This window comes from Vibrio tapetis subsp. quintayensis (assembly GCF_030409945.1).
Taxonomy (GTDB): domain Bacteria; phylum Pseudomonadota; class Gammaproteobacteria; order Enterobacterales; family Vibrionaceae; genus Vibrio; species Vibrio quintayensis.
Window position 1 is genome coordinate 444,948 of sequence record NZ_JAUFQV010000028.1, and the last position, 26,417, is coordinate 471,364.

The 26,417-nt window shown below is 44.4% G+C and carries 27 protein-coding genes; 17 read left to right on the forward strand and 10 right to left on the reverse strand.

Annotation, left to right across the window (positions count from 1 at the left end; genetic code table 11):
- Window positions 1-32: 32 nt before the first annotated feature.
- Both rpiA and serA read left to right on the forward strand, forming a co-directional pair.
- Window positions 33-689, forward strand: a complete 657-nt coding sequence (gene rpiA, locus QWZ04_RS15415; protein WP_290329137.1) for a ribose-5-phosphate isomerase RpiA — start codon at window positions 33-35, stop codon at window positions 687-689.
- 239 nt (window positions 690-928) lie between these two features.
- Complete coding sequence (gene serA / locus QWZ04_RS15420; protein ID WP_290329138.1) at window positions 929-2,158, forward strand: phosphoglycerate dehydrogenase; 1,230 nt, start codon at window positions 929-931, stop codon at window positions 2,156-2,158.
- 63 nt (window positions 2,159-2,221) lie between these two features.
- On the opposite strand, the gene QWZ04_RS15425 is transcribed toward serA, so the two are convergent.
- The 3 genes from QWZ04_RS15425 to QWZ04_RS15435 form a co-directional block, all read right to left on the reverse strand.
- Window positions 2,222-4,093 carry a methyl-accepting chemotaxis protein gene (locus tag QWZ04_RS15425; protein ID WP_290329139.1) on the reverse strand — a complete coding sequence of 624 codons (1,872 nt, stop codon included), beginning with the start codon at window positions 4,091-4,093 and terminating at the stop codon, window positions 2,222-2,224.
- 251 nt (window positions 4,094-4,344) lie between these two features.
- A complete protein-coding gene (locus tag QWZ04_RS15430) occupies window positions 4,345-5,037 on the reverse strand; it encodes an oxidative stress defense protein (protein WP_290329140.1) in 693 nt (230 codons plus the stop codon).
- A gap of 84 nt (window positions 5,038-5,121) precedes the next feature.
- Window positions 5,122-6,018, reverse strand: a complete 897-nt coding sequence (locus QWZ04_RS15435; RefSeq protein ID WP_290329141.1) for a LysR family transcriptional regulator ArgP — start codon at window positions 6,016-6,018, stop codon at window positions 5,122-5,124.
- Between the two features lie 221 nt (window positions 6,019-6,239).
- Here QWZ04_RS15435 and QWZ04_RS15440 point away from each other — a divergent pair, with 221 nt between their 5' ends.
- Window positions 6,240-6,869, forward strand: a complete 630-nt coding sequence (locus QWZ04_RS15440) for a LysE/ArgO family amino acid transporter (protein ID WP_290329143.1) — start codon at window positions 6,240-6,242, stop codon at window positions 6,867-6,869.
- A 126-nt stretch (window positions 6,870-6,995) separates the two neighbouring features.
- On the opposite strand, the gene mscS is transcribed toward QWZ04_RS15440, so the two are convergent.
- The 4 genes from mscS to epd all read right to left on the reverse strand — a co-directional run bounded on the left by mscS (window position 6,996) and on the right by epd (window position 11,659).
- A complete protein-coding gene (gene mscS / locus QWZ04_RS15445; RefSeq protein WP_290329144.1) occupies window positions 6,996-7,862 on the reverse strand; it encodes a small-conductance mechanosensitive channel MscS in 867 nt (288 codons plus the stop codon).
- Window positions 7,863-8,107: 245 nt separating this feature from the next.
- On the reverse strand, window positions 8,108-9,184 hold the full coding sequence (gene fbaA / locus QWZ04_RS15450) for a class II fructose-bisphosphate aldolase (protein WP_290329145.1): 1,077 nt from the start codon (window positions 9,182-9,184) through the stop codon (window positions 8,108-8,110).
- A 135-nt stretch (window positions 9,185-9,319) separates the two neighbouring features.
- Window positions 9,320-10,483: a phosphoglycerate kinase gene (locus QWZ04_RS15455; protein ID WP_290329146.1), complete on the reverse strand. Its 1,164-nt coding sequence runs from the start codon at window positions 10,481-10,483 to the stop codon at window positions 9,320-9,322.
- Between the two features lie 150 nt (window positions 10,484-10,633).
- Complete coding sequence (gene epd, locus QWZ04_RS15460) at window positions 10,634-11,659, reverse strand: erythrose-4-phosphate dehydrogenase (protein ID WP_290329147.1); 1,026 nt, start codon at window positions 11,657-11,659, stop codon at window positions 10,634-10,636.
- Window positions 11,660-11,857: 198 nt separating this feature from the next.
- On the opposite strand from epd, the gene QWZ04_RS15465 reads away from it, so the two are divergent.
- Entirely contained in the window at window positions 11,858-12,094 is a 237-nt protein-coding gene (locus tag QWZ04_RS15465) for a hypothetical protein (protein ID WP_290329148.1), read from the forward strand.
- 82 nt (window positions 12,095-12,176) lie between these two features.
- Here QWZ04_RS15465 and tkt read toward each other — a convergent pair whose 3' ends face one another.
- Window positions 12,177-14,186, reverse strand: a complete 2,010-nt coding sequence (tkt, locus tag QWZ04_RS15470) for a transketolase (RefSeq protein WP_290329149.1) — start codon at window positions 14,184-14,186, stop codon at window positions 12,177-12,179.
- Window positions 14,187-14,538: 352 nt separating this feature from the next.
- Between tkt and metK the strand changes: the two genes are divergently transcribed.
- The 8 genes from metK (at window position 14,539) to ruvX (ending at window position 20,967) form a co-directional block, all read left to right on the forward strand.
- Complete coding sequence (metK, locus tag QWZ04_RS15475; protein ID WP_290329150.1) at window positions 14,539-15,693, forward strand: methionine adenosyltransferase; 1,155 nt, start codon at window positions 14,539-14,541, stop codon at window positions 15,691-15,693.
- 258 nt (window positions 15,694-15,951) lie between these two features.
- On the forward strand, window positions 15,952-16,749 hold the full coding sequence (locus QWZ04_RS15480) for a DUF2189 domain-containing protein (protein ID WP_290329152.1): 798 nt from the start codon (window positions 15,952-15,954) through the stop codon (window positions 16,747-16,749).
- 78 nt (window positions 16,750-16,827) lie between these two features.
- A complete protein-coding gene (locus tag QWZ04_RS15485) occupies window positions 16,828-17,328 on the forward strand; it encodes a SprT family zinc-dependent metalloprotease (protein ID WP_290329153.1) in 501 nt (166 codons plus the stop codon).
- A gap of 72 nt (window positions 17,329-17,400) precedes the next feature.
- Window positions 17,401-18,099: an endonuclease gene (locus tag QWZ04_RS15490; RefSeq protein ID WP_290329154.1), complete on the forward strand. Its 699-nt coding sequence runs from the start codon at window positions 17,401-17,403 to the stop codon at window positions 18,097-18,099.
- An 81-nt stretch (window positions 18,100-18,180) separates the two neighbouring features.
- On the forward strand, window positions 18,181-18,912 hold the full coding sequence (rsmE, locus tag QWZ04_RS15495) for a 16S rRNA (uracil(1498)-N(3))-methyltransferase (protein ID WP_290329155.1): 732 nt from the start codon (window positions 18,181-18,183) through the stop codon (window positions 18,910-18,912).
- A gap of 13 nt (window positions 18,913-18,925) precedes the next feature.
- Window positions 18,926-19,873 (forward strand): glutathione synthase, encoded by a 948-nt coding sequence (gene gshB / locus QWZ04_RS15500; RefSeq protein ID WP_290329156.1) that lies wholly within the window; start codon window positions 18,926-18,928, stop codon window positions 19,871-19,873.
- 63 nt (window positions 19,874-19,936) lie between these two features.
- The gene (locus QWZ04_RS15505; protein ID WP_290329157.1) at window positions 19,937-20,503 is read left to right on the forward strand and encodes a YqgE/AlgH family protein; all 567 of its coding nucleotides are present in this window, start codon (window positions 19,937-19,939) and stop codon (window positions 20,501-20,503) included.
- Window positions 20,504-20,544: 41 nt separating this feature from the next.
- Window positions 20,545-20,967 (forward strand): Holliday junction resolvase RuvX, encoded by a 423-nt coding sequence (gene ruvX / locus QWZ04_RS15510; protein WP_102520951.1) that lies wholly within the window; start codon window positions 20,545-20,547, stop codon window positions 20,965-20,967.
- Window positions 20,968-21,223: 256 nt separating this feature from the next.
- On the opposite strand, the gene QWZ04_RS15515 is transcribed toward ruvX, so the two are convergent.
- Together QWZ04_RS15515 and QWZ04_RS15520 are read right to left on the reverse strand one after the other, a co-directional pair.
- Complete coding sequence (locus QWZ04_RS15515) at window positions 21,224-22,330, reverse strand: PilT/PilU family type 4a pilus ATPase (RefSeq protein ID WP_290329158.1); 1,107 nt, start codon at window positions 22,328-22,330, stop codon at window positions 21,224-21,226.
- A 9-nt stretch (window positions 22,331-22,339) separates the two neighbouring features.
- A complete protein-coding gene (locus QWZ04_RS15520) occupies window positions 22,340-23,377 on the reverse strand; it encodes a type IV pilus twitching motility protein PilT (protein ID WP_102520949.1) in 1,038 nt (345 codons plus the stop codon).
- A gap of 24 nt (window positions 23,378-23,401) precedes the next feature.
- On the opposite strand from QWZ04_RS15520, the gene QWZ04_RS15525 reads away from it, so the two are divergent.
- The 5 genes from QWZ04_RS15525 (at window position 23,402) to QWZ04_RS15545 (ending at window position 26,394) form a co-directional block, all read left to right on the forward strand.
- Window positions 23,402-24,112 (forward strand): YggS family pyridoxal phosphate-dependent enzyme, encoded by a 711-nt coding sequence (locus QWZ04_RS15525; RefSeq protein WP_290329159.1) that lies wholly within the window; start codon window positions 23,402-23,404, stop codon window positions 24,110-24,112.
- A gap of 144 nt (window positions 24,113-24,256) precedes the next feature.
- On the forward strand, window positions 24,257-25,075 hold the full coding sequence (proC, locus tag QWZ04_RS15530; protein ID WP_290329160.1) for a pyrroline-5-carboxylate reductase: 819 nt from the start codon (window positions 24,257-24,259) through the stop codon (window positions 25,073-25,075).
- 16 nt (window positions 25,076-25,091) lie between these two features.
- A complete protein-coding gene (locus tag QWZ04_RS15535; RefSeq protein ID WP_102520946.1) occupies window positions 25,092-25,649 on the forward strand; it encodes a YggT family protein in 558 nt (185 codons plus the stop codon).
- Entirely contained in the window at window positions 25,649-25,939 is a 291-nt protein-coding gene (gene yggU, locus QWZ04_RS15540; protein WP_290329161.1) for a DUF167 family protein YggU, read from the forward strand. The genes QWZ04_RS15535 and yggU overlap by 1 nt, the downstream gene beginning before the upstream one ends.
- 23 nt (window positions 25,940-25,962) lie before the next feature.
- Window positions 25,963-26,394 carry a DUF4426 domain-containing protein gene (locus QWZ04_RS15545; protein WP_290329162.1) on the forward strand — a complete coding sequence of 144 codons (432 nt, stop codon included), beginning with the start codon at window positions 25,963-25,965 and terminating at the stop codon, window positions 26,392-26,394.
- The last annotated feature ends 23 nt before the right edge of the window (window positions 26,395-26,417 follow it).

A 26,417-nucleotide genomic window follows, 5' to 3' on the forward strand; every position in this document is an offset into this window, starting at 1 on the left:
CAAACGTTACCATTTATATTCAGGAGATAGGCATGACTCAAGATGAAATGAAAAAAGCAGCTGGTTGGGCGGCGCTTAAATACGTAGAAGAAGGCAGCATTGTTGGTGTAGGTACTGGCTCTACGGTAAATCACTTCATTGATGCCCTTGGTTCAATCAAAGACGACATTAAAGGCGCGGTATCAAGCTCTATTGCTTCTACCGAAAAGCTAAAAGAGCTTGGCATCGAAGTGTTCGATTGTAACGAAGTTGCTAATCTGGATGTTTATGTAGATGGTGCAGACGAAATTAACGCAACTCGCGATATGATCAAAGGCGGCGGCGCTGCATTGACTCGTGAAAAAATAGTGGCGGCAATTGCAGACAAATTCATTTGTATCGTAGACGGCACAAAAGCGGTCGACGTATTAGGTGAATTCCCACTTCCTGTTGAAGTGATCCCAATGGCACGTTCTTACGTTGGCCGTGAGCTAGTAAAACTAGGCGGTGATCCCGCTTACCGTGAAGGTGTATTGACGGATAATGGCAACATCATTCTAGACGTACATAACCTTAAAATTACCGATGCTAAAGCGCTAGAAGACAAAATCAACGCCATTGCTGGAGTGGTAACGGTTGGTCTATTTGCTCACCGTGGTGCTGACGTAGTGATTACCGGCACCCCTGAAGGCGCTCATATCGCTGAATAATTATAAAATAACCGATTATTTCTGTTATTAGATTACAAACGGTACCTTAAGGTGCCGTTTTTTTTGCTTCTAACCTAAGTTTTTTTGCTTCAAACATAAATAGTATGCCTTATTCCGTAATTTTCTTACCCAACATAATAAAATTTTGATACTTTATTGAACAGAATACACACAAGGAATTTTTATCATCAAAGTGTGTGAGCAATTTATACCCTCTAAAAAGTTAAGGACGCTAATACATGGCCAAAGTATCACTGGAAAAAGACAAAATTAAAATTCTTCTTTTAGAGGGCTTACACCCATCTTCTGTTGAAGTATTTCAAGCTGCCGGTTACACCAACATTGAGTATCACAAAGGCGCATTAGACCAAGACGAACTGTTAGAAGCCGTGAAAGATGCACACTTTATTGGTATTCGCTCGCGCACAAACCTCACTCAAGAAGTTTTTGACGCCGCAGAAAAGCTGGTTAGTGTCGGTTGCTTCTGTATTGGTACCAATCAGGTTAATTTAACGGCGGCTGCCAAACGTGGTATTCCTGTCTTCAATGCCCCATTCTCAAACACTCGTAGTGTTGCTGAGTTGGTTCTAGGCCAGATATTACTTCTGCTACGTGGCATTCCAGAGAAGAACGCATTAGCACACCGTGGTATTTGGAAGAAAAGTGCCGACAACTCTTATGAAGCGCGCGGTAAACGTTTAGGTATTATTGGTTATGGCCACATTGGAACCCAGCTCGGCATTATTGCTGAAAACCTAGGCATGCGCGTTTACTTTTACGATATTGAGAACAAGCTCTCTTTGGGTAATGCAACGCAGGTTCACACCATGAGTGAATTGCTAAATAAGTGTGATGTGATCACCTTACACGTTCCAGAAACGGCAGAAACCAAAGACATGATGGGTGAAGCTGAATTTGCCCGCATGAAACCTGGCTCAATCTTCATTAACGCCGCTCGCGGCACAGTCGTTGATATTCCAGCACTGTGTTCAGTATTAGAGTCACGCCACCTTGCAGGCGCTGCTGTGGATGTATTCCCCGTGGAACCAGGCACGAATAAGGAAGCATTCGAATCTCCTCTCATGAAATTCGACAACGTTATCCTGACTCCGCACGTAGGCGGTTCAACACAAGAAGCTCAAGAAAACATCGGAGTAGAAGTGGCTGGTAAACTCGCGAAATACTCAGACAACGGTTCAACACTATCAAGTGTTAACTTCCCTGAGGTATCACTGCCGACCCACCGAGGGACGTCACGTTTACTTCACATTCACCAAAACCGCCCGGGTATTCTTACTCAAATCAACACCATCTTTGCAGAGGCTGGCATTAACATCGCAGGTCAGTATCTACAAACCAGTGCAGAAATGGGCTATGTTGTCATCGACGTAGAAGTCGATCGCTCTGAAGAAGCCTTGGTTCAATTGAAGAAAATCGACGGCACTATTCGTGCTCGTATTCTTCATTAATTGCTCCTATTAAAAAACAACAAAGGGCAGCGAAAGCTGCCCTTTTCATATACTCTTCAAAAGTTAAAGGATGAAGGTCGCCACTTGCTGATTCAAGTCAGTAGCACGCCCCTTGAGGCCATGTGCTTGGCCTAAGCCATTTTCTGCAGCATCGGTAATTTCATCAGTCACGCTTTTAATTTCCGTCGTATTCTTCGTGATCTCATCGGTCACCTGTGTTTGTTCTTCCGCAGCGGTTGCAATCTGCCCAGCCATATCAGAGATCAACGTTATTGCTTGAGTGATCTCTTCAAGTGAACGCACCGCCGCATCAGCATCTTCAACACTATTGTTTGCCAGCCCTTGGCTACTTTCCATCAAAGCAACTGCACTTGCCGTTGTCTGTTGAAGAGTCTCTATCGTTGACTGAATTTCAAGGGTGGACTGTTGAGTTCGGTGAGAGAGGACACGAACTTCATCAGCAACAACCGCAAAGCCACGGCCCTGCTCACCAGCTCGAGCAGCTTCAATAGCCGCATTCAAAGCCAGTAAATTCGTCTGCTCTGCAATGCTCTGAATCGTCGATAAAATACCTGATATAGATTGGGCATGATGACTTAAGTCAGCAATAACTTGGGTAGCTTGCTCCACTTCTTCAGCCAAGCTATTAATCGAATTACGCGTTTTATCAACCAATAGTTTACCATCAGAGCTACTTTGCGCCGATTGCTGAGAAGCGGTTGCCGTATTTTCAGCATTATTTGCGATTTCTAACGTCGCACATGCCATCTCTGTTACTGCGGTTGCCACCATGGTGACTTCTTGTTGCTGCCTTTGCAGCTCGGCAACCGAATTTTGGTTGGTGACTAAGCTCCGTTCCGCATCGGCATCCAACTCATGCGCCAAGGTGCGAATATGGCTTATCAAGCGATGCTGGCTACCAACAAATCGGTTGAAATTTTCCGCCAACAAACCGACTTCGTCTTTATTTACCACGTCAATTCGCTGAGTTAGGTCACCATTACCATCGGCAATACGAGCAAGTGCTTGTGAAACGTTTGATAACGGACCGAGCAATACACTGATAAGCCATGAAATCGCTATAATGCTCACAGCAAGTACAGCCAACGCGATGGTCAACTGCCCCACCAGTAAAGAAGATAACGGAGACTCTAGTGTCTGTTTATCAAGCAATAAGACCAATTGCCAATCAGTACCAGGAACATCTGCCGCCCAAGCTAACTTCTCTCTTCGTTCAGATTCCATCATAATTGGCAGCATATCTTGCTTGCCATTCATGTTTTCAATATTGGCAGAAGTGAGATCATTATCGATCTCATAAGCAGGCTTCATTGCTTTATTAGTATCTTTATAGGCAATAACAGTACCGTCTTTGTGCGCTAACAAAGCCACACCGTTAGCGGGCAATGTCATGTCCGTGATGTCTTTCACCAGAGAGTCGATAGATAAGTCGCCCCCGACAACACCTTGTGGTATCGACTCAGCTAATGTTACGACCATAATATTGTAAGCCACGTCATAATAAGGCTTAGTTACGATTTGTTGGCTGCTGTTCATGGCTTCTTTATACCAAGGACGCTGACGAGGATCGTAACCTGTACGGTCGATACTTGGATCAGAGTCATGCATTTTTCCTGTATTTTCACCAAAGTAGGTAAGTTGGAAACTGCCGGAGATTTGAGCTTGTTGCAAAGAGTCTAAAGGAGAAGAAGATGTTTTTTTTGCTAAGCCTTTAATCACGTCTTGTCGAGCGGATAACCAAGTACTAATGCTATCCACTTTTTGAATACCAAGGCGATGCACTTGTTCTGTACTCTCCTCGAGTAAAAGTGTTTTTTGAATGGAGTAACTACGCCAAGAAAGTAACGCAATTACCAATGACAAGGCAATGGTGACGGATAACAATATTTTGTGTTTTAAAGATAGATTTTTCATTCGTTTTCTTATTGTGAAAGTAAACCGATCAAGGTCATAAACCCTCAAACCTTGATAAATGTCGCGTGTATTTTACGGATCTAATTACCTTAGCTGGCAATTTTTAGTATATGCGTGTTCATCACATTCATTAGAGAATGCGAATCCCAGCAGAGATTAACACCAATCATTAACAATTAGATAAAATAAATGCGAGCCATAAGACTCGCATTCAAAATAAAATGCATGACATTTAATCAAAAAGCAGTCGATTACTTCAGCTTATAGGTCACATCCACTCGATCACGAATAACAATCTGAGAGTCTTGGTAGCTATTGGATTCACCCCGGGCGTCCATCGCCATCGATTTCATTAGAACTGGACGACTGCTGCTATTGTTGTAGCTGATCTTCCAAATACCATCCAAGGTCTGTTCAAAGCCTTTAGCTAAAGACTTGGCCTTTGTGTTGGCATCTTTAATGGCAGCCAATCGGGCTTGCTCTTGGTACTTAGATTCATCTTTCACTTTGAGTGCAATGTCATTAATGCGATTGATGCCATCACCCAATGCACCTTCCAAATACGCATTAAGGTTCTCAAGATCATCGATAGTCAGAGTCACACTACGTGAAGCCTGGTACCCAACGAGCTCTGCTTGTCCCGCCTTAGGGTAATGATATTGAGGGGATAAATACAAGTTGGTACTGCTGATGCTATCTCGACTTATGCCCTCTTTTAATAAGCGCTCTACAAATGCACCAATGGCTTTATCAACCGCCTGTTTCGCTTGTTCAGCATTAAGCATGGTCTCTTCAACCTGAACCGAAATCACAGCCATATCTGGTGTTGCAACGACTTCACCGTAGCCTGTTGTCGCTAGATGAGGGAAATCAGGTTGAGCCATCGCCATATGCGGTAGGCTAAGCGCTGAAACAAGCAACGCTGCTATAGAAAGTTTTTTCATTATGTGACTCCAAATGAATTCCACTTCATCATAGCGCTTGTTCATTCAAATTTGATCCTTACCTCTCCACAATTGACAGAACTTTTACTGAGGAAGATGCCGCCTAGCGTATGAGATAATGCTTTGTGACACTTCCTTAAGCACCCCACTTTCGAGCTGCCAGTGGTGCCAATACATACGATGCGACAACAAAAAACCCGGAGCAACCTCAATCAATTTGCCCTGTTTCAGCTCAGTTTCGATCTGCTGTCTTGGTATCAAACAATACGCGACGCCATCCAGAGCTAACTTAACAAACGCTTCCGAACTTCTCACGGTATGCTTGAGTACACTGCCGTGAGGTAAGTTAAAGTGCTGATGAACAAAACGCTCATGCATATCGTCATGTTGATCAAAAGCCACCGCTGGAGCTCGTTTAAGCGCTTCACGGGTAACCCCTTGTGGAAAATACTGAGCATGAAATTCTGGGCTAGCGACACACAAATAATCTACTCGGCCTAAATAGTCTGCATCGCAACCTTGAATAGCCTGAGATTCTAAACTTATTGCCCCCACCACTTCACCATTGCGTATTTTATCCAATGTTCGACCTTCATCATCGACAATAAGGTTGAGTTCAATCCGTTTCTGCTTCAGTAAGTCTGTCATACTTGGCAATAGCCATGTTGCTAGGCTATCAGCATTGGTAGCAAGGCTAATCGATAGCGGTCTTTCGCGGTTTTCAGTACTCAGTTCAGGCAGTAGCTCTTGCTCTAGTAAACAAACTCGACGATACAAACCAAGCAGCTTTTTTCCGGCCTGAGTCGCTCTGGGTGGCTGCTCCCTAACCAAAACAGGTTGTGCCAACCACTTCTCTAGCTGCTTGATCCGCTGAGAAACGGCAGACTGTGAAATACACAACTGCTCCGCTGCCCGCTCAAACCCTCTTTGATTAAGCACACTATCTAGCGCCTCAATCCAACGATAATCTAATCCTCTCACTCTCTTCTCCTTCCGCCTTCCGCCTTCCGCCTTCCGCCTTCCGCCTTCCGCCTTCCGCCTTCCGCCTTCCGCCTTCCGCCTTCCGCCTTCCGCCTTCCGCCTTCCGCCTAATTATAAGTCAAACTTATGATTCATTAATATTATTAGTTTCATTTATTTAGTGACCCTAGGTATGCTTGCCGAACTTTGATTTATCTTCAGTTTTTTGTAAGGATTTTGCCGTGAACATTTGGGTTTTATTGCAGGGTTTTGGATTAGGCGCAACAATGATCATTCCGATCGGCGCTCAGAATGCTTATGTTTTGAATCAAGGCATTAAGCGCAATCATCACCTAACAACCGCCACAATTTGTAGCTGCCTAGATGCGTTTTTTATCTCACTGGGTGTATTCGGTGGTGGTGCATTGTTGTCAAAAAATGAAATGCTACTGACCTCAGTCACCTTAGGCGGAATCGCATTCCTTTCGATCTACGGCGTCATTTCACTACGAAGCGCACTGAAGTCACCAAGTAAGAGCGAATCCAAAAAGCAAATGACAGCTAGGGGTAAGCGCGCTGTGATTCTCGGCGCATTAGCGGTAACGGTTTTAAACCCTCACTTATATTTAGATACGGTCGTGATCTTAGGGTCTATTGGCGGCCAATTTGACGGCAATGATCGCATAGCGTTTGCTATTGGCACCATCATGGCTTCGTTCGTTTGGTTTTATAGTCTATCTATTGGCGCAGCAAAAGTAGGGCCTACACTCTCTAAGCCAAAAGTGAAAAAAGGCATCGACTTTGCTGTTGCTACCATGATGTTTACCATCGCCTTCTTCCTAACAAAAGGGCTATGGATTCAATACATGTAACCTAAACGCATTTCAGGATGAGACATAGAACCAAAAAAGGGAGAGATCGTATGATCTCTCCCTTTTCTTTTAGCCTTTAGCCTTTAGCCTTTAGCCTTTAGCCTTTAGCCTTTAGCCTTGCAAATACTAATCTGCTTTATTCAAATGAACGTCCATTTGCGGGAATGGAATTTCAATATTTTCTGCATCCAGACCTTCTTTGATTGCTTGTAGTGAATCAAAGTACACATCCCAGTAATCAGCAGTTTTAACCCATGGGCGAACCACAAAGTTAACAGAAGAGTCAGCCAGTGCAACGACACCTACTGTTGGAGCTGGCGATTTCAAAATACGCTCGTCAGCTTCAAGAAGCTTAGTGATCACATCTTTTGTCTTCTTCAGATCGGCACCATACGAAACACCAATAACATGATCGATACGACGAGTAGCATGACGAGAATAGTTGGTGATTGGGCTACCAATAACACCACCATTTGGTACTACGACCATTTTGTTATCAGGTGTGGTTAGCACTGTTTGGAAGATTTGGATTGATTCAACAGAACCAGCAACACCACCAATTTCAACGTAATCGCCCGACTTAAACGGACGGAACGCAACAATCAATACGCCTGCAGCAAAGTTAGATAGAGAACCTTGCAGTGCCAGACCAATCGCTAAACCAGCCGCACCAATCACCGCAACGACAGAAGCAGTTTGAACGCCAATTCGACCAAGAGCGGCAATAAGAACAATAACAAATAACGTATAACGAACTAAGGCACTGATGAACTCCACCACCGCTTTGTCCATTTTGCGTTTTTTAAGTAGCTTGCCGACACTGTTGGCAATGCCTTTTACTATCATGTTACCGATAAATAGAATCAGTAATGCTGAAATAATGTTGACGCCATATTGAACTAAAAGATCACTGTTGTCCGTCAGCCAAGTGCTAACCATAGAGATATTTTCACCAATATCCACTGCATCTATTACGGATGATTCTTGTGCCATGTTGAGCTTCCTTTACTTATTTTAATGCACCGCTGAAAGCGATAATTTTTGACAAAATATCTTACTTCCACTGTATTTAAAAGAGTTTATCGATAACCATAAAGCATATTACATCACCAGTATCAATATTAAGCCAGTAAATGACGATACGGTGGTATAAAAAAACCCACTCAGAAGAGTGGGCTTTTAATAATCTGTCTTTTGAACCAACAAATAGGCTTCGCTAGCTCATCGCGAAAGACGAATTATAGTACGTCGATTGCGTTTAGGTCAGCAAAAGCTTTCTCTAGACGAGCAACCATTGAAGCTTGACCAGCACGTAGCCATACGCGTGGATCGTAGTACTTCTTGTTTGGCGCAGCTTCACCAGTTGGGTTACCGATTTGACCTTGTAGGAAATCACGGTTTTCAGCTTCGTAAGTACGAACGCCATCCCATGAAGCCCACTGAGTATCAGTATCGATGTTCATTTTGATAACACCGTAGCCGATAGACTCTTGGATTTCAGCTTCAGAAGAACCAGAACCACCGTGGAATACGAAGTTCAGTGCGTCAGCAGCAATACCGAATTTCTCTGCACAATGTGCTTGAGAGTCACGTAGGATAGTTGGAGTCAGTACAACGTTACCCGCTTGGTAAACACCGTGTACGTTACCGAAAGAAGCAGCGATAGTGAAACGTGGGCTGATAGCCGTTAGTTTCTCGTATGCGTAAGCTACATCTTCAGGAGAAGTGTATAGCTCAGATGCATCCATATCAGAGTTATCAACGCCGTCTTCTTCGCCACCAGTACAACCTAGTTCGATTTCTAGAGTCATGCCCATCTTAGCCATACGCTCAAGGTATTGACCACAGATTTCGATGTTTTCTTCTAGAGACTCTTCAGAAAGGTCGATCATGTGAGAAGAGAAAAGAGGCTTACCAGTTTCAGCGAAGAATTCTTCACCTGCATCTAGAAGACCGTCGATCCAAGGAAGCAATTTCTTAGCAGCGTGGTCCGTGTGAAGAATCACAGGAACGCCGTAAGAAGCCGCTACAGCGTGTACGTATTTAGCACCAGCAACAGCACCAAGGATTTGTGCACCTTGACCTTCAAGTTTCACGCCTTTACCAGCAAAGAAACCAGCGCCGCCGTTAGAGAACTGAACAACTACTGGAGCTTTAACTTTAGAAGCCGCTTCCAGAACACCATTGATAGTGTCAGTGTTAACAACGTTTACAGCAGGAAGTGCAAATTTGTTTTGTTTTGCTACTTCAAATACTTTCTGTACGTCATCGCCAGAAATCACACCAGGTTTTACAAAATCGAAGATCTTAGACATGGAAATAATCCTATTTTCTGTCGTATTAATTTAAAATTTGCAATCGTTTGCTCACAACGGGCCGCATTGTATCAATAAATAATGCGCCGCAGCAAACGTGAAAACGGGGAAATTACTTTCCCCGCTATAAAATCGTTATGCTTTCGCGCGCTCTTCTAGCATCGCAACCGCTGGAAGTACTTTACCTTCAACGAATTCAAGGAAAGCACCGCCACCTGTAGAGATGTAAGAAACGTCTGCTTTGATGCCAAATTTGTCGATAGCTGCAAGCGTATCACCGCCACCAGCAACAGAGAATCCTTCAGAATCTGCGATAGCTTTAGAAATACCCGCGGTACCTGCTTCAAAGTTTTTGAATTCAAATACGCCTACAGGGCCGTTCCAAAGAATTGTTTTTGCGTTGCCGATGATTTCAGCAAGCGCCGCTGTTGAATCTGGGCCAAGATCGAAGATCATGTCGTCGTCTTGAACTTCAGAAACGTGCTTGATTTCAGCTTCAGCGTTTTCATCAAATGCTTTTGCACATGCAACGTCAGTAGCAACTGGAATTGCACACTCTTTCATTAGCTTTTTAGCAGTATCTACTAGGTCAGCTTCGTACAAAGACTTACCTACGTTGTGACCTTCAGCAGCGATGAACGTATTTGCGATACCACCACCAACAACAAGTTGGTCAGCAATTTTAGAAAGAGACTCAAGAACAGTCAGCTTAGTAGAAACTTTAGAACCACCAACAATCGCAACTAGAGGGCGAGCTGGGTTGTCCATTGCTTTGCCTAGTGCTTCAAGCTCTGCAGCAAGAAGAGGACCAGCACACGCTACAGGAGCGTTTGTACCAACACCGTGAGTTGACGCTTGAGCACGGTGAGCTGTACCAAATGCGTCCATCACAAAGATGTCACAAAGTGCAGCGTATTGCTTAGAAAGAGCTTCTTCGTTCTTCTTCTCGCCTTTGTTAAAGCGAACGTTTTCAAGAACAACTAGCTCACCAGCGTTCAGCTCTAGGCCGTCTAGGTAATCTTTTGCTAGCTTAACATCACAATCTAGAGCGTCATTTAGGTAGTTAACAACAGGAGCTAGAGAGAACTCTTCGTTGTATTCGCCTTCAGTAGGACGACCAAGGTGAGAAGTAACCATTACTTTTGCGCCAGCTTCTAGGCACATTTTGATAGTTGGTAGTGATGCAAGAATACGTGCATCTGAAGTTACTTTACCGTCTTTCACTGGTACGTTTAGGTCAGCACGGATGAAAATGCGTTTACCTGCTAGTTCCAGGTCAGTCATCTTGATTACAGACATTGTTTGTCCTCTCAACGTTAAATTACAAAGTTTTGAAAGCCCAGCATCATGCTAAGCCGATTAATTCTTTAACTACTGTTTTAACTTGGGGCGATAGTGATTTATTTCAATACGGAAAATAAATCTTTTCCAAGTTCCTTCTCATCGCTCTTATTTAAGCGAATGCATTACCAACGCAGTATCCAACATGCGATTGGCAAAGCCCCACTCATTGTCACACCATACTAACATTTTAATCAGATGCCCGTTGCTTACACGGGTTTGAGTGCCGTCTACTATCGCACTATGTTGATCGTGATTAAAATCGATGGAAACAAGCGGTGCTTCAGTATAATCAACAATGTTATGTAATGTACACCTAGAAGCGTCAGTTATGGTTTGATTTACGTCATTAACTTTCACTTTTGTTGCAACAGTTACACTTAAATCCATTGCGGTGACATTCACTGTAGGGACGCGCACTGAAATCGCTTCGAATTTGTTGGAAAATTTCGGAAAAATTCGTTCAATGCCCACATGAAGTTTTGTATCCACAGGAATGATAGATTGACTTGCAGCACGCGTACGACGTAGATCAGGATGATAGGCGTCGATAACCTGTTGATCATTCATAGAAGAGTGGATCGTGGTGATGGTACCAGATTCGATCGTGAATGCATCATCAAGCACTTTTATGATAGGCACGATGCAGTTCGTGGTACATGAGCCATTCGAGATGACCTTATGCTCAGGCTTAAGCGTGTCGTGGTTCACGCCATAAATAATGGTGTTATCGAGATCGGTTGCGCCAGGGTGAGAGAAAATCACTTTTTTTGCACCTGCAGCAATATGACGTTGCCCATCGTCTTGGCAGCCATACACACCTGTACAGTCTAGAACGATATCAACATCCAAATCTTGCCAAGGCAGTAAATCAATATCTTTTAAATGCAAAATACGAACTGAGTCTCTGTCGCCATTATCGTGTTCGATAAATAGGTGCTCTTGATCGTGAGAGATTTTTTTATAAAAGCGCCCATGAGAGGTATCGTATTGCAACAAATGGGCCATGGCTTCAGGCTGAGCAAGCTCGTTTACTGCCACCACTTTAATTTGATGGTTTTTGCCACTTTCGTATACGGCACGCAATATATTTCGGCCAATGCGGCCAAAACCATTAATCGCTACTTTTAGCATCAATTCCTTCTCCAGCACGTTTTACAAATTTTATGCCGTTGATAGTAACTGAATAGTCAACAAAGAGCATTATTTGCGAGGAAAAACACATTATAGTCATAGCAAATACATCCACCCTCAAGTATAAATACCAATGATGAGCATTTACCTATTTCTTCGGCTGTTTCTTTTCTAGTTTTTCAACCAAAGGAAAAGGTTATGTCTGGCTTTCCAGCGACTCATTTTTGCAAAAAATGTAATAAAGAGACACCTCATAGCGAAGTTCTTACACGAAAGAGCAGCAGCTACGACTCTAATCCATCATTGGTGAGTAGAATTAAGTTGTTAGTTCATACATTTATCAATGGTGGTCACTACTACGACATGGATCGTCATGTGAAATGTAAAGTATGTGGCGCTAAAGAGTTGGATAATTGGGGTAATGAGTTCGAATAACTTCGTGTTATTTTAATTCCGATAAACAAAAAACCGAGCCTGTTTAGGGCTCGGTTTTTTATTTTATCGTTTAGCTATCGAATTAAGCTAAAAGTTCTTGTGCTGTTTCAACTACGTTTTCAACCGTAAAGCCGAACATTTTGAATAGTTCACCTGCTGGTGCAGACTCGCCAAATGTTGTCATACCGATGATACGACCGTCTAGGCCAACGTACTTATACCAGTAATCAGCAATGCCCGCTTCAACCGCAACGCGAGCGGTTACGTCTGAAGGAAGTACCGCTTCACGGTAAGCAGCGTCTTGCTTATCGAATGCATCCGTAGATGGCATTGAAACAACACGTACTTGCTTACCTTGTGCTGTAAGTTCTGCGTGCGCAGCAACAGCCAGTTCAACTTCTGAACCGGTAGCAATGAAGATAAGCTCTGGTTTCTCGGCGCTGTCTTTTAGGATGTAAGCACCCTTAGCAATGTTAGCGACTTGCTCTTCATCACGAGCTTGCTGTGCAAGGTTCTGACGAGAGAAGATCAGTGCCGTAGGGCCATCTTTACGCTCAATGGCCAGTTTCCATGCAACTGCAGATTCAACTTGGTCACATGGACGCCATGTGCTCATGTTTGGAGTAACACGTAGAGAAGCGATTTGCTCAACAGGTTGGTGAGTTGGACCATCTTCACCTAGGCCAATTGAGTCGTGCGTGTACACCTGGATATTCTGAGTTTTCATCAGAGCAGCCATGCGCATTGCATTACGAGCGTATTCCATAAACATTAGGAAAGTTGCGCCGTATGGTACGAAGCCACCGTGCAAAGCAATACCGTTCATGATAGCCGTCATACCGAATTCACGAACACCGTAGTGGATGTAGTTACCAGAGAAGTCATCAGCAGTTAACGACTTAGAACCTGACCACATGGTTAGGTTAGAAGGCGCAAGGTCAGCAGAGCCGCCCATGAATTCTGGTAGCATCGCACCAAATGCTTCTAGGGCATTTTGAGACGCTTTACGTGAAGCAATGTTCGCTGGGTTAGCTTGAAGGTCAGCGATGATTTGAGTTGTTTTCTCTTCCCACTGCGCAGGAAGGTCACCATTTAGACGACGCTTAAGCTCAGCCGCTTCTGTAGGGAATGCTGCCGCGTATGCTTCAAACTTCTCGTTCCAAGCCGCTTCTTTCGCAGTACCCGCTTCTTTCGCATCCCATTGGCCGTAGACATCAGCAGGGATTTCGAAAGGACCGTGTTCCCAACCAAGTGCCGCTTTAGTCGCTGCGATTTCATCAGCACCTAGTGGAGCACCGTGACAATCGTGCGTACCCGCTTTATTTGGAGAACCAAAGCCGATAACCGTCTTAGTACAGATAAGCGTAGGACGTGGATCAGCTTTAGCCGCAATGATTGCTGCATTAATAGCTTCAGGATCGTGACCGTCTACAGCTGGAATAACATGCCAGCCGTAAGCTTCAAAACGCTTAGGCGTGTCATCAGAGAACCAGCCCTCAACTTCACCATCGATAGAGATGCCGTTGTCATCCCAGAATGCAACCAGCTTACCTAGACCTAAAGTACCCGCAAGAGAACATGCTTCATGAGAAATACCTTCCATCAAACAACCATCGCCCATGAACACGTATGTGTTGTGGTCAACGATCTCGTGACCTTCACGGTTAAACTGAGCCGCTAGTGCTTTTTCAGCCATTGCCATGCCAACACCATTAGTAATGCCTTGGCCTAGTGGACCCGTTGTTGTCTCGATGCCCGGCGCGTAGCCGTACTCTGGGTGACCCGGAGTTTTTGAGTGCAATTGACGGAAGTTTTTCAAATCGTCAATTGAAAGATCGTAACCAGAAAGGTGCAGTAAAGAATAGATCAACATTGAACCGTGGCCGTTAGACAAGATAAAACGGTCGCGATCGGCCCACTCTGGGTTTTGTGGGTTGTGGTTTAGGTGAGAACGCCAAAGAACTTCGGCGATATCAGCCATGCCCATTGGTGCACCTGGGTGACCTGAGTTAGCTTGTTGAACACCATCCATGCTCAACGCACGAATAGCATTAGCGAGTTCTTTATTAGAAGTAAGGTTACGAGAAGACATTTACGCTCCTGAGTGCATAAGCGAATCAAAAAATAGGGATTAAGACGCCGAATAACCAAATTCGGCGGCGCATATTGTCTCAAAGCCCCTCTAGCACTGCAAACGATTTACTGGGGAAATTGGTGATTTTTGCTACTATTTTCTAACATGTTGTCGAACTAATTGAATTTAATAGGCCAAAAACGCAATCGATTGGCTTCTACACCAAGAAAATTTAGCTTGTAATTCGGTCAGTTCAAATTAGAATAGACGTCTAGATGTAGATACACCTACAGTTTATACCGTTTAACTTGTGAATAGGTCTGCTTTTTTGGTGCATTCCTGTTCTTTCAAAAGAAATATTGGAGCTCTCATGGCTAAGCACTTATTTACCTCTGAGTCAGTATCAGAAGGTCACCCAGATAAAATTGCCGATCAAATTTCAGATGCTGTACTTGATGCAATCATCGAACAAGATCCAAAAGCACGTGTTGCTTGTGAAACTTACGTAAAAACCGGCATGGTCATGGTTGGCGGTGAAGTAACCACTTCAGCATGGGTTGATATCGAAGAGATCACTCGTGAAACCGTTCGTGAGATTGGTTATGTGCACTCAGACATGGGCTTCGATGCAGATTCTTGTGCAGTATTGAACACCATTGGTAAGCAGTCTCCAGACATCAACCAAGGTGTTGATAAAGCAGATCCAAAAGAGCAAGGCGCCGGCGACCAAGGTATTATGTTTGGTTACGCAACCAACGAAACACCAATTCTAATGCCTGCACCAATTACTTACTCTCACCTACTTGTTCAAAAGCAAGCGGAAGTTCGTAAAAGCGGCAAACTAGACTTCCTTCGCCCAGACGCGAAATCTCAAGTGACTTTCCAATACGACCAAGGCAAGATTGTGGGTATTGATGCGGTTGTTCTATCTACTCAGCACTGTGATTCAGTATCTACACCAGATCTACGTGAAGCGGTAATGGAAGAGATCATCAAGCCAGTATTACCTGCTGAATGGTTAAATAAAGACACCAACTTCTTTATTAACCCAACCGGTCGTTTTGTTATCGGTGGCCCAATGGGTGACTGTGGTCTAACAGGTCGTAAGATCATCGTTGATACCTACGGCGGCGCAGCTCGTCACGGTGGCGGTGCATTCTCTGGTAAAGATCCTTCAAAAGTAGACCGCTCTGCAGCATACGCAGCTCGTTACGTAGCGAAGAACATTGTTGCTGCTGGCATGGCTGACCGTTGTGAGATTCAATTGTCTTACGCAATCGGTGTTGCTGATCCAACATCTATCATGGTTGAAACGTTTGGTACTGAGAAAGTATCACAAGACATCATCATTGAAGCGGTACGTCAAAACTTCGACCTACGCCCATACGGCCTACAAGAAATGTTGAACTTACTTCAGCCTATCTATAAGAAGACAGCTGCTTACGGTCACTTTGGTCGTGAAGAATTCCCTTGGGAAGCGACAGACAAAGCAAGCATCTTACGTGAGTTCGCTGGAATTAAATAATTCTTGTGAGCATTCACTAACAAATACAAGCCCTTGCATAATGCAGGGGCTTTTTTTATGCGGAGATCGGCCTTAATAACATTTGTGTTTTTGTAAAACAGCGTCAATAGTTAACATTACATTAACAATAAACCTAATATAGGCTCCCCGTATTGTTAAGGTTATTTGATGCACAGCGTCGTGGTATTTCGTCATTGTTCATCTTAATTGGTCGTTGGAATTGCACCAGCGAAAACGAGAATCGATCAAGGAGGATATATGCCTCGTACGATTAACCCGTCAGACGCATCCGGCAAGCAAAACGAAGTACCGGATCATTTGTACGCCCGAACCGTCCCTTGCAACAAGCTGAGTATTTCAGCTCCTTTTCATTGGCTAGCATTAGGCCTACACGACTTTGTTCGCATGCCACTCATCAGTGCTTTTTATGGGCTCTGTTTTATGGCTGCAGCCATTGGTATTGTGCTCTTGGTACAATGGCAAGGCACGCACCTTGTGGTTATGCCCAGCCTGGTTGTCTATATGTTAATAGGCCCATTCTTAGCACTAGGGTTATATGATGCCAGTTGGGCCAGAGAGAAAGGCCAACCCACTAGCTTACTTCACTCAATGAAAGCCATTCAGCGTAACTCGTCTTCGCAATGGGCTTTTGCCGTGCTGCTTGCGGTTGCTATGATATTTTGGATGAGAATTGCAGCGCTGCTCCATGCTCTATACCCGTCAGTGCAAGGTGCTCCGCTGTCAGACTTTTTGCCATTTTTGCTAGTTGGCTCTATTGTCGGTGCGATCATCGCCTGCGCCATATTCAGCATTTCTGCATTTTCCATCCCACTAATGATGGAACGCCGCGTGGATATGATGACAGCCGTCTTCACCAGTTTTAATGCCGTCAAAAATAACGTCCCAGCCATGGTCGTTTGGGGTTTTATCATCTGCGGCGGGATCTTAATTGGATTCGCAACGTATGGAGTCGGTATGCTGTTTACCATGCCAATTCTAGGTTACGGTACATGGCATGCCTATCATGAGACCATCAAGAAAAAGCATCATCCATAGCCCATGTTTGATGTTACTATTCGCCTCGATTTTTAATAATCGAGGCGTTTTATTTTCAGCGCTTTTAATTGAGGTAATGTGGTCAATATAGAATTAAAGTACGCCGCAAAAAAGAAAATAGCGCAATGCTTAGCTCAAGCTGAAACCACTTTTAAGCGAACATTCCCTTTTCCCGCACTCAATTTTAACGTACGAGGGAGGGCGGCAGGCAAAGCCTATTTGCAGCTCAACGAAATTCGACTGAACCCTGTACTTTTTTTGGAAAACCAGCAAGATTTCATCAACGACGTGATCCCTCATGAAGTCGCACATTTACTCACTTACCAACTCTATGGGCGGGTAAGGCCTCATGGTAAAGAGTGGCAGTATGTCATGAGCCATGTACTCAACGTTGCGCCCAACACCACACATCAGTTTTCAACTCAATCGGTACAAGGCAAAACTTTTGCCTATCAATGCCTATGTAGTGAGCACGCACTCACGGTTCGTAGACACAATAAAGTACTCCGAAGTCAAATGCAGTACAGCTGCACTAAATGTAAGCAAGTACTGACTTTTACTGGCATTCAACTGACTTAACACCTTGGCACTAATATAATTATCAATATCTTGCTACACTGATAATTACATTAATAAGAAAAGCCATGAAGTATGTTATTACGCTATTCACTTATTTTTACCGTCCTTTTCTCTGCCACTGTATTTTCAGCACCGCCTAGTTCATTCAGCAAAGCAAAAAAAGAAGCCATCAAAATCTATTTTGATCACCCCACGAGTTTTTATTGCGGGTGTGACATTTCGTGGCAAGGTAAAAAAGGAAAGCCTGACTTAGAAAGCTGTGGCTATCAAGTTCGAAAGCAGCTAAAAAGAGCCAGCCGCATTGAGTGGGAACACGTGATGCCCGCTTGGAACTTTGGCCACCAGCGACAGTGCTGGCAAGAAGGCGGTCGCAAGAACTGCACCCGAAATGACAAAATATTTAAAGCGATGGAAGCGGATTTACACAACCTCACTCCAACCGTCGGCGAAGTCAATGGAGACCGATCTAATTATCGCTTTAGCCAGTGGAATGGTATGGATGGTGTTAGTTACGGTATGTGTGAAATGCAGGTCAACTTCAAGCAACGAAAAGTCATGCCGCCAGACCGAGCCCGTGGCTCCATTGCCCGTACCTACTTGTATATGAGTAAAGAATACGGTTTGAAGCTATCAAAGTCAGAACAACAGCTCATGGTGGCATGGAACAAACAATATCCAGTCGATGAGTGGGAGTGTAAACGCAATCTGCGCATTAAGGGCATCCAAGAAAATGACAATCCCTTTGTTACGGAACAATGCGCTTATCACTAACGAAAGTCATTCATCACACTTGTTTTTTACCCTTTAAGCATCCATGTTAAACAAAAGCATTTAATCTATAGGACTGCCACCGTGAGAGTTCCTCGAATTTACCACCCTGAAGCCATCACCCAACTGGGTGAGCTTGCGCTCGATGAAGACGCAGCCGGTCATGTGGGCCGCGTATTACGAATGAAACCAGGCCAAGAAGTGCTGCTTTTTGACGGCACCGATCATGAGTACCCAGCCTCTATTACCGAAGTCACTAAAAAATCAGTGACGGTTTCAATTTCCGAGAAGATAAGTAAAAGCATCGAGTCGCCTTTGAACCTGCATTTGGGTCAGGTCATATCTCGTGGCGACAAAATGGAATTCACCATTCAGAAGTCAGTAGAACTCGGTGTGAATACCATCACCCCGCTGATTTCTGAGCGATGTGGCGTTAAGCTAGATCAAAAACGTTTTGAGAAAAAACTGGCTCAATGGCAGAAAATCGCCATCGCAGCATGCGAACAGTCCGGACGTAATACCGTACCCGTGATTCGCCCTATTATGCAACTTGAGCAGTGGTGTGCAGAACAAAGTGACGCCCTCAAGTTAAACTTGCACCCTAGAGCAAAGTACTCGATCAACACTTTACCGGCCCCCGTTGAGCGTGTGCGTCTATTAATTGGACCTGAAGGTGGCTTGTCATCTGAAGAAATTTCGATGACAGAGCTGTACCAATTTGAAGAAACCTTATTAGGCCCGAGAGTGCTAAGAACGGAAACCGCAGCACTTACGGCAATTACAGCTTTACAGGTTCGCTTTGGCGATCTTGGATAATCGGAGAAGATCAATGATAAAACTTGGCATCGTGATGGACCCTATTTCATCCATCAACATCAAAAAAGACTCTAGCTTTGCCATGATGCTGGAAGCACAACGTCGTGGATGGGTAATCCACTATATGGAAATGAACGATCTTCATCTCGATCAAGGTGTCGCGATTGCCGACACCAAAGTCGTCAGCTTAAAAGAAGATCCTAACGGTTGGTACGAGTTCAAGTCAGAGCAAAGCATTGAGTTATCAGAGCTAGATGCCGTCTTGATGCGCAAAGATCCTCCCTTTGATACCGAATACATCTACGCGACCTACATTTTAGAGCGTGCAGAAGAAAACGGTGCGCTGATCGTCAACAAGCCTCAAAGCTTGCGTGACTGTAACGAAAAGCTCTTTACCGCGTGGTTCCCTGAACTAACGCCCACGACTATAGTGACGCGTAAAGCAGAAAAGATTAAGGCATTTAAAGAGCAGCACGGCGATGTCATTTTAAAGCCTCTTGATGGCATGGGTGGCGCGTCTATTTTCCGCATCAAGAAAGATGATCCTAACGTTTCAGTGATCATCGAAACCTTAACTAATCACGGGCAAACTTACGCTATGGCACAAGCTTTTGTACCTGATATCAGCAATGGCGATAAACGCATTCTTGTGGTTGATGGGGAAGCCATGCCTTACTGTCTCGCTCGTATTCCTGCAGAAGGCGAAACTCGCGGTAACCTAGCAGCTGGGGGGACAGGAGTCGTTCGCCCGTTGAGTGAAACAGATTTAGCGATAGCCAACGCTGTAGCGCCTACACTTAAAGAGAAAGGTCTGATTTTTGTGGGGCTTGATGTGATTGGCGACAAGCTAACAGAAATCAATGTCACCAGCCCAACCTGTATCCGTGAGATTGAAGCCGCTTACGATGTAAGTATCACTGGCAAATTAATGGATGCAATCGAAAGAAAAATAAACGCTTAACGCCTTTGTTTATTCCGGCCAGCTCTCTGGCCGGTTAATACCGCTCCAATTCAAGGAGAGATTATGAATCTAGCGAACCACTTTCTGGTTGCCATGCCAGGGATGCAAGACCCATTCTTTCAGCGTTCCGTCATCTACTTGTGTGAACACAATGACGAAGGCGCAATGGGCATTGTGATTAACTCCCCTATTGATATTTCCATTGGCACCATGCTCGAGCAAGTCGATTTACCTGAAACCGCCCACCCAATGCTCAATAAACACAGTTTGAAAGAGCCTGTATTCAATGGCGGCCCCGTTTCAGAAGATCGTGGTTTTATCTTGCACAACCCTAAAGATGAATACCAATCTAGCATCAATATGACCAATGCGCTTTCTGTTACGACCTCTAAAGACATACTTGAGGTTTTAGGCACTGAAGCGGAACCATTAAATTACATGGTCGCATTAGGATATTCAGGTTGGGATGCGGGTCAGTTAGAAGTAGAATTGGCCGAAAACTCGTGGCTAACCATAGAAGCTGATCCGGATGTCATTTTCAATACACCTATCCAAGAGCGCTGGGAAAAAGCAGTGCAGATGCTGGGGATCGATGTGGCTCAGCTTTCTTCTCAAGTTGGTCATGGTTGAGAGCAAAGTGCTAAAAGCAAAATATTTTTAAAGAGAGAATCATGACTACACGTACGATTATGGCCTTTGACTATGGCACTAAGAGCATTGGCAGTGCCATTGGCCAAGAAATTACTGGTACGGCAACCCCACTAAAAGCCTTTAAAGCCAAAGATGGGATTCCTAGCTGGGAATTAATCGAAGCACAAATCAAAGAATGGCAACCGGATCTAGTGGTTGTAGGCTTACCTACTGACCTTCACGGCAAAGATTTAGAAACCATTGCACCACGAGCCAAAAAGTTCGCTAATCGTCTTAAGGGCCGTTTTGGCGTAGATATAGAACTACACGACGAAAGACTCTCTACCGCCGAAGCCCGTTCAAGCTTATTTGAAATGGGTGGCTACAAAGCACTAACCAAAGGCAATGTGGATTGCCAGTCAGCCGTTGTGATTTTAGAAAGTTGGTTTGAGTCGCAGTACTGAAGGCGAAGTGCTAAAGGCGAAGTGCTAAAGGCGAAGTGCTAAAGGCGAAGTGCTAAAGGCGAAGTGCTAAAAGCGAAGTGCTAAAAGCGAAGTGCTAAAAGCGAAGTGCTAAAAGCGAAGTGCTAAAAGCGAAGTGCTAAAAGCGAAGTACTAGAAGCGAAGTACTAGAAGCGAAGTGCTAAAAGCGAAGTCTCATCAACATATTACTTCGCTCTTATTACTTGTATTTCGTACTTCGCATTTCGTACTTCCACCCCTACCCCATATCTATCTGCACACCATCCAATGCGCCACCACCAAAACTATCACCACGTTTTGTTTTAAGCATTAAGCGTAGGTCGTTAGCAGAGTCTGCAGCGTGCATTGCATCTTCTTCGGTGATCTTATCCGCAATCACCAGATCGTATAAGCTTTGATCGAACGTTTTCATACCCGCTTCATTTGATTTGGCCATGGTACTCTTCAGTTCATGAAGATCACCACGACGGATCAACTCTGAGACTCTTGGGGTATTTAACAGAATTTCAAACACACCGTGACGGCCTTTTCCGTTTTTATCTCGGATCAACTGTTGAGCGACAACACCACGTAAGTTCATCGATAGATCAAACAAAAACTGTTCTTTTTGCTCTTTGGGTACTAAATGTAAGATCCGCTCGATCGCCTGATTCGCGTTATTAGCATGCAAAGTCGCCATGCAAAGGTGGCCCGTTTCGGCAAAGGTCATGGCATATTGCATAGTATCTCTTGAGCGGATCTCGCCGATCAAAATCATATCAGGAGCTTGTCTCAATGAATTCTTCAATGCAATTTCATAGCTGTCAGTATCAAGACCAACTTCACGCTGAGTGACAATGCATTTGTCATGTTGATGCACAAACTCAATGGGATCTTCCACCGTCAGAATATGGCCGCTGCGCTGCTGATTGCGAAACCCCGTCATGGCGGCAAGTGTCGTCGATTTACCCGATCCTGTAGCACCAACAACCAACACCAAGCCTCGCTTGGCAATCGACATGTCCTGTAAAATATCAGGCAAGCTTAGTTCAGAAAAAGTTGGGATCTGGGTTTCAATGCGTCGGATCACCGCTCCCGGTAATTCACGCTGAAAAAAAGCACTCACACGAAATCGGCCGCTGTCCCTCACAATGGCAAAGTTTGCTTCTTTATCGCGTAGATACTCACCATGACGGACTTCATCCATGCTGCTATTTAACAGCGCGTGAACTTGGTGTTCTGTTAACGAATCACCTAAAGGTTGCATCTCACCATCAACACGCAGTAAACAAGGTGAACCCACGGTGATGTAAATATCCGAAGCTTGCTGAGACACCATTTGCGCCAAGATTTCAGTTAATCCCATAACGCCTCCCTAAAAGCCTAAGTTATTTGATTCAAGCTTGTCAGCTACTTCTTGTGGGTCAACCGCACCTTGCGCTATCAATTGCCTTGCGTGTTGCTCTGTCGTTTGCATCCCCATTGCCGCGCCCGTTTGAATAACAGAATACATTTGCGCGACTTTATCTTCTCTAATGAGGTTACGAATTGCGGGAGTAGCCAACATGATTTCATGACAGGCAACGCGTCCGCCACCCAGGCGTTTAAGTAACTTCTGAGAAATAACCGCCCGCAAAGACTCAGATAACATAGAACGCACCATGTCTTTATCTGCGCCAGGGAAAACATCAATGATTCTGTCTACTGTTTTTGCCGCGCTGCTGGTGTGTAGCGTACCAAACACTAGGTGACCGGTTTCTGCCGCCGTTAACGCAAGGCTAATGGTTTCTTTGTCTCGTAACTCCCCCACCAGAATAACATCAGGATCTTCACGTAAAGCAGAACGTAATGCCGCACTAAAGCTATGGGTATCTCGGTGAACTTCACGTTGGTTAATCAAGCATTTTTGGCTTTCATGAACAAATTCAATCGGGTCTTCAATCGTCAAAATGTGTTTGTTGTGATTGCGATTAACATAATCAACCATGGCAGCAAGAGTCGTTGATTTACCCGATCCGGTAGGACCAGTCACAAGAACAAGGCCTTTTTCGTAATTGGAGATCTGGGTAAAAATATCAGGAGCGGATATTTGGTCTAATGTCGGCACCGTAGTCGGGATGGTTCGAAACACGGCAGAACAACCACGGGACTGATTAAAAGCATTAACACGGAATCGCCCCACATTAGGCAGTTCAAATGAAAAATCCGTTTCTAGCTTTTCTTCAAACTCGGCACGTTGCGCATCGTTCATAATGTCGAACACCATTTTATGCACATCGCTATGACTAAATGCAGGCACTCCGAGCTTTCTTACATCTCCATCTACGCGAACCATTGGAGGAACACCTGCAGAAAGATGTAGATCTGATGCATTATGCTTTACACTAAAATCCAATAACTCAGTGATATCCATTTATAATCCTTAATAAAGTCAATTATGTGTAGTATTCAACAAAACATTCAGCAGATCACCGCACAAATTCGTCTACTTGAACAAAAGTGTGGCCGAGCATCGGATTCGGTGCAACTTTTAGCGGTAAGTAAGACCAAGCCCATCGAAGCAGTCGCAAATGCTATTGAAGCTGGGCAGCGTGCTTTCGGCGAAAACTATGTTCAAGAAGGTGTTGATAAAGTTAACTATTTCTTAGAACACTATAGTAATAGTGACATAGAATGGCACTTTATTGGCCCTATTCAATCAAATAAAACTCGTCCTATTGCCGAGCATTTTAATTGGGTACATTCCGTTGATCGCGCCAAGATCGCGCAACGCTTGAGTGATCAACGCCCAGAAAACATGTTACCGCTGCAGGTATTGATACAAGTGAATACCAGTGGAGAAACCAGTAAATCGGGCGCCGATAACGAGCAAGTATTTGCTTTGGCTGAGTTGATAAATGCTCTGCCAAACCTCACATTAAGAGGATTGATGTCAATTCCTGCCAACGTCAGCAAATATTCAGATCAGCTAGCTGCATTCCAACAACTGGCCGCTTTGAAAGACGAACTCGCCAAGCAATACCCTACGGTAGACACGCTGTCGATGGGAATGAGTGGTGACATGGAAGCCGCAGTTGAAGCAGGCAGCACCATGGTAAGAATTGGCACAGCCATCTTTGGGGCTCGAGATTATGGGGTTAAAGGCTAAAGGCTAAAGGCTAAAGGCTAAAGGCTAAAGGCTAAAGGCTAAAGGCTCAAGGCTCAAGGCTCAAGGCTCAAGGCTCAAGGCTCAAGGCTCGAAGACTGGTTTAAAAAACAGAAAGAAACAACCGTATTTTGGTGAGGAAGTATCATGGAACATAAGCACATTGCTTTTATCGGCGCAGGGAATATGGCGCGTTCAATCATTGCAGGGCTGGTTGCCAGTGGTTACCCCGCAGACTGCATTACTGCGACAGCTCCAAGTCGCAATAATCTTGATGGACTGGCGCAGCAATATAACATCAATACCACCAGCGATAATAACCTCGCCGTATCATTGGCCGATGTGGTGGTCTTGTCGGTAAAACCACAATTGATGGAAATGGTCTGTGCCGATCTCACCGAGCATGATTACAGCACCAAACTGGTGATTTCTATTGCTGCGGGCATCACTTCAAAGCGTATTGAAGAAATGCTAAGCAGTAAGCTAAACCTAATCCGCGTGATGCCAAATACCCCGTCTTTGGTCGGCCAAGGTATGAGTGGGCTCTACGCCATGGACAGCGTATCGGATCAGGACAAACTATTCTCAGAACAATTATTGTCTGCAGTAGGAGAAGTTTGCTGGGTTGAACAAGAATCTGGCATCAATAACATCATTGCCGCCGCTGGTAGTGCACCTGCTTATTTCTTCCTATTTATGGAAGCAATGCAAACAGAAGCGATCGCACAAGGTTTTGATGCACAAACAGCGCGTTTACTGGTTCAACAATCCGCAATTGGTGCGGCTGAATTAGTGATAGCAAACCCCGACACTGAATTATCAACGCTTCGCGAACAAGTCACCTCAAAAGGGGGCACAACCGCCGAAGCATTACGAACTTTTAATGAACACCAGCTTTCTGATATTGTCTCAAAAGCAATGCGTGCTGCAGTTACACGCGCACAAGAGATGGAAAAACTATTTTAAACCAAAAGGGTAAAAAATGAATTCAATGCACTTTTTAGTATCAACACTGTTTGATCTCTACATCATGGTGGTGATCTTGCGCATTTGGCTACAAGTCGCTCGCGCTGATTTTTACAATCCATTCTCACAATTTATCGTCAAAGCAACCCAGCCCGTTGTTGCACCACTACGCCGAGTGATCCCATCGATTGGTAGCCTAGATCTCGCCACCATTTTGTTTGCTTACTTACTGTGTGTCCTTAAGTTTATTGCGATCGTTGCCATTTCTTCCGGTGGTAACTTTGCTTTTGATATCGGATTCCTATTCCTTGGATTCTTATCATTGCTTAAAGCCGCTGGTGGCTTGCTGTTTTGGGTACTTTTACTGCGTGCAATTTTAAGCTGGGTTAGCCAAGGCCGTAGCCCAATTGAATACGTATTCCATCAATTAACTGAACCTATGTTAGCGCCAATTCGTCGTATACTGCCAGCAATGGGCGGTTTTGATTTAAGCGTACTGGTTCTGTTTATAGTGCTTCAATTCGCGAATTTCTTGATGGGCGATTTGATTGGCCAAATGTGGTATCAACTGTAGTGTCTAACGCGGTTAAACAAGATGGCGAAGACCTCGTGCTTCGTCTCTATATTCAACCTAAGGCGAGTCGCGATCAAATCGTTGGCTTGCATGGGGATGAATTAAAAATCGCGATTACTGCACCTCCTGTCGATGGTAAAGCTAACAGCCATCTGACTAAGTATCTCGCGAAACAATTCAAAGTGGCAAAAGGTCACATTGATATAGAAAAAGGTGAACTGGGTAGGCATAAACAAATAAGAGTCTGCTCACCAAGCCAAATTCCAGATACAATTTCAGCCCTCCTATGAGGGCTTTTTTATAAGGAAATATCATGAAAAAATGGGTCATCGCACTACTGTCTCTCGCTTGTTCTTTACCATTATCAGCGGGACAATTCAAAAACATCAAAGATGTCGAAGTCCATTATTCTGCATTCAATTCCACCTTCTTAACGGCAGATGTTGCGCATCAATATAAGCTAAAAAGAAATGGCTACACCGCCATCATCAACATCAGTGTGTTAGATAAATCCAAAGCAGGCAAACCCGCTACCAGCGCGACGGTAACAGGCACCAGTAAAAACTTGATAGGCAATATTCGTCAGCTAGAGTTTAGAGAGATAAAAGAAGGTAACGCCATTTATTATTTAGCTGAACTGCCTATCAACAACGAAGAAGTGCTGACTTTTGAACTGGATGTCGATTCCGGTATTAGCGGCAAAGGCAAACTCAAGTTCAACCAAAAATTCTATGTCGAAGACTGATTATTAAGTGGTATCCTTGCCGC

What these genes read in the sequence shown, in the direction of transcription:
- rpiA (WP_290329137.1), top strand. Translation starts at nt 33, where the DNA reads ATGACTCAAGATGAAATGAAAAAAGCAGCTGGTTGGGCGGCGCTTAAA.
- serA (WP_290329138.1), top strand. Translation starts at nt 929, where the DNA reads ATGGCCAAAGTATCACTGGAAAAAGACAAAATTAAAATTCTTCTTTTA.
- QWZ04_RS15425 (WP_290329139.1), bottom strand. Translation starts at nt 4,093, where the DNA reads ATGAAAAATCTATCTTTAAAACACAAAATATTGTTATCCGTCACCATT.
- QWZ04_RS15430 (WP_290329140.1), bottom strand. Translation starts at nt 5,037, where the DNA reads ATGAAAAAACTTTCTATAGCAGCGTTGCTTGTTTCAGCGCTTAGCCTA.
- mscS (WP_290329144.1), bottom strand. Translation starts at nt 7,862, where the DNA reads ATGGCACAAGAATCATCCGTAATAGATGCAGTGGATATTGGTGAAAAT.
- fbaA (WP_290329145.1), bottom strand. Translation starts at nt 9,184, where the DNA reads ATGTCTAAGATCTTCGATTTTGTAAAACCTGGTGTGATTTCTGGCGAT.
- QWZ04_RS15455 (WP_290329146.1), bottom strand. Translation starts at nt 10,483, where the DNA reads ATGTCTGTAATCAAGATGACTGACCTGGAACTAGCAGGTAAACGCATT.
- epd (WP_290329147.1), bottom strand. Translation starts at nt 11,659, where the DNA reads ATGCTAAAAGTAGCGATTAATGGTTTTGGCCGCATTGGCCGAAATATA.
- QWZ04_RS15465 (WP_290329148.1), top strand. Translation starts at nt 11,858, where the DNA reads ATGTCTGGCTTTCCAGCGACTCATTTTTGCAAAAAATGTAATAAAGAG.
- tkt (WP_290329149.1), bottom strand. Translation starts at nt 14,186, where the DNA reads ATGTCTTCTCGTAACCTTACTTCTAATAAAGAACTCGCTAATGCTATT.
- metK (WP_290329150.1), top strand. Translation starts at nt 14,539, where the DNA reads ATGGCTAAGCACTTATTTACCTCTGAGTCAGTATCAGAAGGTCACCCA.
- QWZ04_RS15480 (WP_290329152.1), top strand. Translation starts at nt 15,952, where the DNA reads ATGCCTCGTACGATTAACCCGTCAGACGCATCCGGCAAGCAAAACGAA.
- QWZ04_RS15490 (WP_290329154.1), top strand. Translation starts at nt 17,401, where the DNA reads ATGTTATTACGCTATTCACTTATTTTTACCGTCCTTTTCTCTGCCACT.
- gshB (WP_290329156.1), top strand. Translation starts at nt 18,926, where the DNA reads ATGATAAAACTTGGCATCGTGATGGACCCTATTTCATCCATCAACATC.
- QWZ04_RS15505 (WP_290329157.1), top strand. Translation starts at nt 19,937, where the DNA reads ATGAATCTAGCGAACCACTTTCTGGTTGCCATGCCAGGGATGCAAGAC.
- ruvX (WP_102520951.1), top strand. Translation starts at nt 20,545, where the DNA reads ATGACTACACGTACGATTATGGCCTTTGACTATGGCACTAAGAGCATT.
- QWZ04_RS15515 (WP_290329158.1), bottom strand. Translation starts at nt 22,330, where the DNA reads ATGGGATTAACTGAAATCTTGGCGCAAATGGTGTCTCAGCAAGCTTCG.
- QWZ04_RS15520 (WP_102520949.1), bottom strand. Translation starts at nt 23,377, where the DNA reads ATGGATATCACTGAGTTATTGGATTTTAGTGTAAAGCATAATGCATCA.
- QWZ04_RS15525 (WP_290329159.1), top strand. Translation starts at nt 23,402, where the DNA reads ATGTGTAGTATTCAACAAAACATTCAGCAGATCACCGCACAAATTCGT.
- proC (WP_290329160.1), top strand. Translation starts at nt 24,257, where the DNA reads ATGGAACATAAGCACATTGCTTTTATCGGCGCAGGGAATATGGCGCGT.
- QWZ04_RS15535 (WP_102520946.1), top strand. Translation starts at nt 25,092, where the DNA reads ATGAATTCAATGCACTTTTTAGTATCAACACTGTTTGATCTCTACATC.
- QWZ04_RS15545 (WP_290329162.1), top strand. Translation starts at nt 25,963, where the DNA reads ATGAAAAAATGGGTCATCGCACTACTGTCTCTCGCTTGTTCTTTACCA.